The following is a 560-nucleotide window of genomic DNA, read 5'->3' on the forward strand; positions in this document are numbered from 1 at the left end:
CCTGTCGAACGGATGACCTGGGGGGTGGTGTCACCGGGCCCGGGAGGTGCCGTCGGAGACGCTGATGAGAGGTCCGGCCGCCACCCGGTCCGGCGCAATGCCGGACAGCCCGCGGATGGCAGGTCTGCATAACGTGGATGCGCGAGTACGACACCGAAGCCGAGGCCGGCACCGTCAACACCCCTGGGAAAGACACGATGTTCGACACCGAAGACGTGGGCGTGTTCCTCGGCCTGGACGTCGGCAAGAGCAGCCACCACGGCCACGGGCTGACCCCGGCCGGGAAGAAAGTCTTCGACAAGCAGCTGCCGAACAGCGAGCCGAAACTGCGGGCCGTCTTCGACAAGCTGACCGCGAAGTTCGGCACCGTGCTGGTGATCGTGGACCAGCCGGCATCCATCGGAGCCCTCCCGCTGACCGTCGCTCGCGACGCGGGCTGCCAGGTCGCCTACCTGCCCGGCCTGGCCATGCGCCGGATCGCCGACCTCTACCCGGGCGAGGCCAAGACCGACGCGAAGGACGCCGCGGTCATCGCCGACGCCGCCCGCACCATGCCCCAC

1 protein-coding gene is annotated in these 560 nt (G+C 69.5%); it reads left to right on the forward strand.

All coding sequences use genetic code 11. The annotated features are described in order from the left end of the window. Positions 1 to 197: 197 nt before the first annotated feature. Positions 198 to 560 (forward strand): IS110 family transposase (locus ABEB07_RS39040; protein ID WP_345672817.1); only part of this gene is annotated, 363 nt, incomplete at its 3' end.

The sequence above is a fragment of the Streptomyces similanensis genome (assembly GCF_039543625.1).
GTDB classification, from domain to species: domain Bacteria; phylum Actinomycetota; class Actinomycetes; order Streptomycetales; family Streptomycetaceae; genus Streptomyces; species Streptomyces similanensis.